Source organism: Bacillus cereus group sp. BfR-BA-01379 (assembly GCF_022663605.1).
GTDB lineage: Bacteria > Bacillota > Bacilli > Bacillales > Bacillaceae_G > Bacillus_A > Bacillus_A mobilis.
Genome location: NZ_JAKUFT010000135.1, coordinates 1 through 6,440 on the forward strand (window position 1 = coordinate 1; position 6,440 = coordinate 6,440).

Genomic DNA, 6,440 nt, shown 5'->3' on the forward strand with positions numbered 1-6,440 from the left:
AATTAGGAAAAAGTATAAATGAATCTTAATTTCTTATGAACGTCACTAAAATATCACTTGCTAACATATTGTAATGAATGTATAGTATCATGTTGTACATTCATTATGACAAGAGAAAGGATCTTATTAAGGGTATGAAACTTGGTGCTCGCATTTTAAAAACGGGTATTGCCATCACATTAGCTTTATTTGCTTGTATTTTACTTCAATTACCGAGTCCGGTATTTGCGGGGATCTCAGCTATATTCGCTGTTCAACCGTCTGTATACCGCTCGTATTTAACTGCTCTTGAGCAAATTCAAGCAAACGTCATTGGCGCGGTATTCGCTATCGTATTTGCTACTGCTTTTGGACATAATCCTTTTATTATTGGATTAACATGTATATTAGTAATTGCGCTTACGTTACAATTACGATTAGAAAACACAATATCAATTGCTTTAGTAACAGTTATCGCCATTATGGAGTATCAGGGCGAAGATTTCTTCAGTTTTGCCTTACTTCGCTTTGCGACGATTATGATTGGAATTATTGCGGCTTCACTTGTAAATTTAGTGTTTATGCCGCCAAAATACGAAACAAAATTGTATCATCGTATCGTTGATAATACAGAAGAAATTGTAAAGTGGATTCGAATGAATAGCAGGCAAGCTTCTGATTTTACAACGCTAAAAACTGATATTGATCGTATGAAAGAAAAAATGATCAAACTAAACCATTACTATTTGCTGTATAAAGAAGAAAGAAGCTACACGAAAAAAGTACAGTTCGCAAAAATTCGTAAGCTCGTTTTATTCAGACAAATGTTAGCGACGACAAGCCGTGCTTTAAGTACGCTAAAATCATTACATCGTACTGAAAATGAACTGCGCTATATGCCAGAAGAATTTCAGGAATCTATCCAAAACGAACTTGATTCATTAACGCATTATCATGAACAAGTTTTATTAAAATTTATTGGTAAAGCAAAAAAACAACAATCCGTTGAAATGCTTGATGAAGTTGAAACAGGTAAACAAGAATTAATCGATATCTTTATGGATTATCAAAACAAAGACGATGAGGAAGCGTATAAAACATGGCTACACCTCTTCCCTCTAATTTCTGCCATTATTAACTATAGTGAAGAAGTAGAGCATTTAGATTTACTTGTGGATAGCTTCTACACATACCATAAACCAGAAGCAGAACTCCAAATCGAAGATAAAAAAGAAGACGAATAAAGAAAACAGCTCCTTTTACGCTAAAGGAGCTGTTTCTGTTATATGTTGAAGTTGATATAAATTGTAATAAAACCCTCTTTTTTTCATTAACTCTTCATGAGAACCTGTTTCTTTAATTTCACCGTCTTCAATATAAATAATCGTATCCACATGCGTAATCGTCGCCAATCGATGTGCGATTATGATCGTCGTTCGATCAGCAGCTAACGTCTGAAGCGCCTCTTGAATATACCGTTCATTTTCTAAATCTAAAGCGGATGTCGCTTCATCTAATATAAGTAACGATGGATTCTTTAGAAACACTCGTGCAATCGCTACACGTTGCCTTTGTCCACCAGATAACTTCACACCGCGTTCCCCAACGACAGTATCATAACCATCGGGTAACTCTATAATAAAATCATGAATTTGCGCAGCTTTGGCAGCTGCAATCACTTCTTCCTCTGTAGCTTTCGGATTTCCATATAAAATATTTGCCCCGATTGTATCACTAAATAACAAATTATCTTGCAGTACAATTCCAATATGACTACGTAAATTTCTCATATCATACTTTCTAACATCTATCCCATCTACATAAACTGCGCCTGAAGAAACATCATAGAAACGCGGGATTAAACTAGCAAGAGATGACTTCCCTCCCCCACTTGCTCCTACAAGTGCTACCTTTTCTCCTGGAAACATAGTTAATGAAAGGTTATGTAATATCTCTTTTTCATCTGAATTGTAACGAAAAGATACATTATCAAATATCACTTCACCATGTAATTTTTTCGTTTGTACCGCACTTGGCACATTCACAATATCGTATTTCTCATCTAACAATTCAAACACTCGATCCATCGATGCGAAAGACTGCGTTAATGTCGTAGAAGAATTAACAAGTCGGCGAAGCGGACTATACAAGCTATCCATATATCCAACAAAGGCAACCATAGTCCCTAATGTTAATTGCCCCTGAATCACTTCGTACGCTGCAAAACCGATCACAAGTAACGGGCCTAAATCTGTTAACGTATTCACTGCCGAAAATGTTCTCGCCGTCCAACTCGTATGTGTTAATGCTTTCGTCAAAAACTCATTATTTCTTTTTTCAAACTGCTTACCCTCATACTCTTCTAATGCAAAGCTACGTGTCACTTGCATCCCTTGAATACGTTCATGTAAATACCCTTGCATCGTCGCTAAAGCTTGTGAACGCTCTTTCGTCAATTTTCGAAGACGCCCGAAAAAATATTTCACTGCCACTACATAAATAGGTAAAATTAATAGCGCAACAAATGTTAATTTTACATTCATAGAAAACATAACAATAATAGCAATAGCGATTGTTGCCGTATCTAACCAAACATTCATCAAACCAGTAATTACAAAATCCTTCGTTTGTTCTACATCATGAATGACACGTGAAATAATCTCTCCTGTTTTTGTATTCGAATAATAGCGTAAACTCAACTTTTGCAAATGACCAAAAATATGTTTTCGCAAATCATATAGTATTGTGTTCGCGATACGCTGCGCGAAATATTGACGATAATATTCAATCGGCGGCCTTACTACTGCAAAAATAAAAAAAGCAATCCCAACAGCTGTTACTAATTGGGATGTTTTATCTTGAAGTGACCCTCCGCCTTGAATCACATCATCGATAATATATTTTAATAACCACGGCATAATAAGCGGGATGCCGAATTTAACTAGACCAATCATAATCGTAATAGCAATAAGCCATCGATATGGTTTAACAAATTGCAAATATCTTTTTATACCTTGCACATAATCCCCCCTCTAATAGGACAAACCTGCCGGGAAATCCCCTGCAGGTTTGTTTTAATTTCTGTACATTAAATATCTTTCATACCACATATCTACGAAATCTGGCGCGAATGGCCCTTTTCTCTGATGAATCCATTGTGTTAATTGTGCTACATTTCGTTTTAAAATAGTATCAATAACAGGTGGGTACTGCATAATTTGACTATGCTTTTCATACTCATCTTCATCTAAAAGCGTATATGTCATATCTGGATACACTTTAATATCTAAATCATAATCAATGTACTTCAATGCTTCAGAATCATATGCAAAAGGTGAGCCTAAATTACAATAATAATATACTCCCTCTTCCCTTAGCATCCCAATCACATTAAACCAATAGTTTGCATGAAAATAACAAATCGCTGGTTCACGAGTAATCCATGTTCGGCCATCTGATTCTGTCACTACTGTACGATCATTTGCTCCGATCACGAGGCTCTGTGTCCCTTTTAAAATTGTTGTCTCTTCCCACATTCTATGAATGGAGCCATTATGTTTATAACTATGTATTTGTACTTTTTCTCCTTCTTTGGGAAATCCCATATATGCTCCCTTCTTTCAACTGCAAATGCCCTTTGAACTGCATCCACTTTTTTTCTATTATAACTTTTTTGTCGAAATTTTAAAACTAAAGCGACAAGACTCCATTTTTCATACTGAATACCATATCCCTAATCTTCTTAGGAGACGAGGTCTTCGCTGAATGATTTACAAACGAGGAAATGGAAATAGAAAAAGCCCTTCCTTATTTCTATCTAAAGAAGGACCTTTCACCAGAAGGTAACAATATGTCTTATCCTAAATTCGAAATCATTTTTTCAGTTTCAAAAGATTGAATCACACTATTTGTTTGCTCTTCGAATTTCTCATGTAACAGTTTTAACGCTAATTCTGTTCTATATATTTCTTGGCGGATAAAATGTAATTCCTTTTTATCGCACGTATCCTTTTCGCTCATTTCAATTTGCTGATACTTTTCTAGATGAGCTTGTAACTTTAACAACTCATCCATCGTTTCCAATTGCTCTCCTACCAACTTATCAAAATCGTTCATTACTTACCCCCTTTTGGACTTATTTATCAATTATTATTCCTCATTACATATTTCTAATCTTTAACTGCCTTCTCCTTTGACTACATTTGTTGACTTATTAGAAGTTATGTCGTTCACTTTCTTTTCATTACCATGACCCAAGCACAAAGAAAACACTTCTCCTGAGTTAGAGAAGTGTTTTTCTTTCGTTACTGATTTGAACTAGAAGATTGTGATTGTTTTGCAGCTGATTTTGCATTTTGTTTTTGTACAGCATGCACATCTGTTTCAGTTGCAAATTCTGTACCATAACTAGCATTTGCACTTTGTGCACCAGAAGCTTGCGCTTTCTTTGCCTCTGATTGTGCGTTTGCTTGTTTTACTGCTTGTGCATTTGTTTCAGTCGCGAACTCTGTACCATAACTAGCATTTGCACTTTGAATGCTAGCACCAGAAGTTGCTTTGTTATAACCTTGTTGTTTTTTACTCATCTTTCTCACCTCCACAACCAATAATGTAACCAATTCCTTTAGAAGCTATCCGTCATTTTCTTTTGAAAAAATTTTGTATATATCTCTCATCACCCATTCAAACTATAGAAAATGGAGGTGGAAATATGTATATAGGACGCGATATGACTGAACTAACGATGGTTTCAAAAAGTGAATGGCAAGAAGATGAATTGGCTTATTTTCATCATTCATTACAACAGATTCTTCCTTATTTAAATGCAGAAGGTCAAAGTATTTACAAAGAAATTGTAATAGAAATTGAAACAAGAGGCGGCTTACAAGAAGGTGAGGCTAGTTGGACTCATGGGACAAAAATTTCTTACGATTAAAAAAGTGTTCCCAATATAGGGAACACTTTTTTATTTATCCCGCTTTAATGGGCAGTAAGACCCCCACCTCAAAATGCAGCGAAAGCAAAGAATTTAGGTGGGGTCGGGCTGCACATAAAAGTTCAATTGGTGAGGGCTGATAATCAGTGGGGGATGAAGAAAACCCCCACTGATTAAAGTTTCACTTTATTGCATTGTAATTTTCTCAACGCAACTCTCATAAATCGTACGATGCGATTTAGAGAAAGGTAACTGTTCAAAAGCTTCTTTCGATACAAATTTCAATGTATCTGTTTCAACAATATCACCAGTTACTTTTCCGTAAAATACGAATATATCCCAAGTGCGATGTGTAAACGTATGTTGTACATTCATCGCGTATTCTTCAATAGAAATCGAGAGCTCGAATTTTTCTTTCATATAATCTGTAAGTTGCTCTTTCTGATTCCGAATACCTTCACCAAGTTCAGCATTTGGAAACTCCCACATGTTAGCTAACAACCCGGTACTTGGGCGTTTATTAATGACGTAACGACCATCTTCCGTTTGAAGCACCCCTGCAACAATCGGTACCATTGTCGGAGCCTTGGCTTTACTTTTTACTGGTAACTCCTTTTGAACACCTTCAGCATATCCTCGGCAATGCTCACGTACAGGACAAAGTAAGCAAGATGGATTTTTTGGAATACAAATCAATGCACCTAATTCCATCAAACCTTGATTAAAATAAGATGGGTTTTCAGCCGAAATAATTTCACGTACAATCTCTTCAAACACTTTTCTAGTTTTCGGTTTTGCAATGTCATCCCATACTGATAAAATACGAGATAATACACGCATAACATTTCCATCAACTGCCGGCTCTGGTATACCATATGCGATACTTAAAATAGCACCTTTTGTATAGGGTCCGACTCCTTTTAATTTTTCGATTTTCTTTACATCACTCGGTACGATCCCGCCATATACTTCTTTTACTTCTTTTACAGCCGCATGTAAATTACGTGCCCTAGAATAATACCCTAAACCTTCCCATGCCTTTAACACTTCTTCATCATCAGCGTTTGCCAAAGCTTCTAGAGTAGGAAACTTCCCCATAAAATTCGCGTAATATGGTTTTACAGCTTCTACCCTTGTTTGCTGCAACATAATTTCTGAAACCCAGACGCGGTATGGATCTTTATTTTTACGCCACGGTAAGTCGCGTTGCTCTTTTTCAAACCAACCAATTAAATCATTTTGAAACTGCTCTATGTTAAAATTATTTAATATTTCAAGTGTCAAACTTGATCCCCCTCATTTTTTTGCATATAAGTACTATTATAAAGATTTTAGGAAAAAATTTAAGTAAGATGACATAGGAAATAGAAGGCAAAGGACTTGAGGTATCGAATAAAAAGAGTTACATTAATAAAAAAACGGAGGTGTATTTCTATGGACACAGCCACTCACCTTGTTATGGGCGTTACTCTAGGCAGTTTGGCAACGTTAGATCCAGCCATAGCACAAAGTGATATTGGACCAC

Annotated in this window: 7 protein-coding genes; 2 read left to right on the forward strand and 5 right to left on the reverse strand. The window is 36.0% G+C overall.

Going from position 1 to position 6,440, the window contains the following annotated elements; genetic code table 11:
- The first annotated feature begins 134 nt into the window (after nucleotides 1-134).
- Nucleotides 135-1,223 (forward strand): aromatic acid exporter family protein, encoded by a 1,089-nt coding sequence (locus MR113_RS26525; protein WP_061676753.1) that lies wholly within the window; start codon nucleotides 135-137, stop codon nucleotides 1,221-1,223.
- A gap of 15 nt (nucleotides 1,224-1,238) precedes the next feature.
- On the opposite strand, the gene MR113_RS26530 is transcribed toward MR113_RS26525, so the two are convergent.
- From MR113_RS26530 to MR113_RS26545, 4 genes are all read right to left on the reverse strand, one after another.
- Entirely contained in the window at nucleotides 1,239-2,999 is a 1,761-nt protein-coding gene (locus MR113_RS26530; RefSeq protein ID WP_242257406.1) for an ABC transporter ATP-binding protein, read from the reverse strand.
- 54 nt (nucleotides 3,000-3,053) lie between these two features.
- Nucleotides 3,054-3,584: a nucleoside tri-diphosphate phosphatase gene (gene ntdP, locus MR113_RS26535; protein ID WP_000506626.1), complete on the reverse strand. Its 531-nt coding sequence runs from the start codon at nucleotides 3,582-3,584 to the stop codon at nucleotides 3,054-3,056.
- Nucleotides 3,585-3,834: 250 nt separating this feature from the next.
- The gene (locus MR113_RS26540; RefSeq protein ID WP_000997582.1) at nucleotides 3,835-4,095 is read right to left on the reverse strand and encodes a YgaB family protein; all 261 of its coding nucleotides are present in this window, start codon (nucleotides 4,093-4,095) and stop codon (nucleotides 3,835-3,837) included.
- A 188-nt stretch (nucleotides 4,096-4,283) separates the two neighbouring features.
- Nucleotides 4,284-4,565, reverse strand: coding sequence for a gamma-type small acid-soluble spore protein (locus MR113_RS26545; RefSeq protein WP_242257407.1), 282 nt, complete (start codon nucleotides 4,563-4,565; stop codon nucleotides 4,284-4,286).
- Nucleotides 4,566-4,690: 125 nt separating this feature from the next.
- Here MR113_RS26545 and MR113_RS26550 point away from each other — a divergent pair, with 125 nt between their 5' ends.
- Nucleotides 4,691-4,915 carry a hypothetical protein gene (locus tag MR113_RS26550; RefSeq protein WP_061676749.1) on the forward strand — a complete coding sequence of 75 codons (225 nt, stop codon included), beginning with the start codon at nucleotides 4,691-4,693 and terminating at the stop codon, nucleotides 4,913-4,915.
- A 186-nt stretch (nucleotides 4,916-5,101) separates the two neighbouring features.
- Here MR113_RS26550 and mutY read toward each other — a convergent pair whose 3' ends face one another.
- Nucleotides 5,102-6,199, reverse strand: a complete 1,098-nt coding sequence (gene mutY, locus MR113_RS26555; protein ID WP_242257408.1) for an A/G-specific adenine glycosylase — start codon at nucleotides 6,197-6,199, stop codon at nucleotides 5,102-5,104.
- Nucleotides 6,200-6,440: the final 241 nt, after the last annotated feature.

What these genes read in the sequence shown, in the direction of transcription:
- MR113_RS26545 (WP_242257407.1), bottom strand. Translation starts at nt 4,565, where the DNA reads ATGAGTAAAAAACAACAAGGTTATAACAAAGCAACTTCTGGTGCTAGC.
- MR113_RS26550 (WP_061676749.1), top strand. Translation starts at nt 4,691, where the DNA reads ATGTATATAGGACGCGATATGACTGAACTAACGATGGTTTCAAAAAGT.
- MR113_RS26540 (WP_000997582.1), bottom strand. Translation starts at nt 4,095, where the DNA reads ATGAACGATTTTGATAAGTTGGTAGGAGAGCAATTGGAAACGATGGAT.
- ntdP (WP_000506626.1), bottom strand. Translation starts at nt 3,584, where the DNA reads ATGGGATTTCCCAAAGAAGGAGAAAAAGTACAAATACATAGTTATAAA.
- MR113_RS26525 (WP_061676753.1), top strand. Translation starts at nt 135, where the DNA reads ATGAAACTTGGTGCTCGCATTTTAAAAACGGGTATTGCCATCACATTA.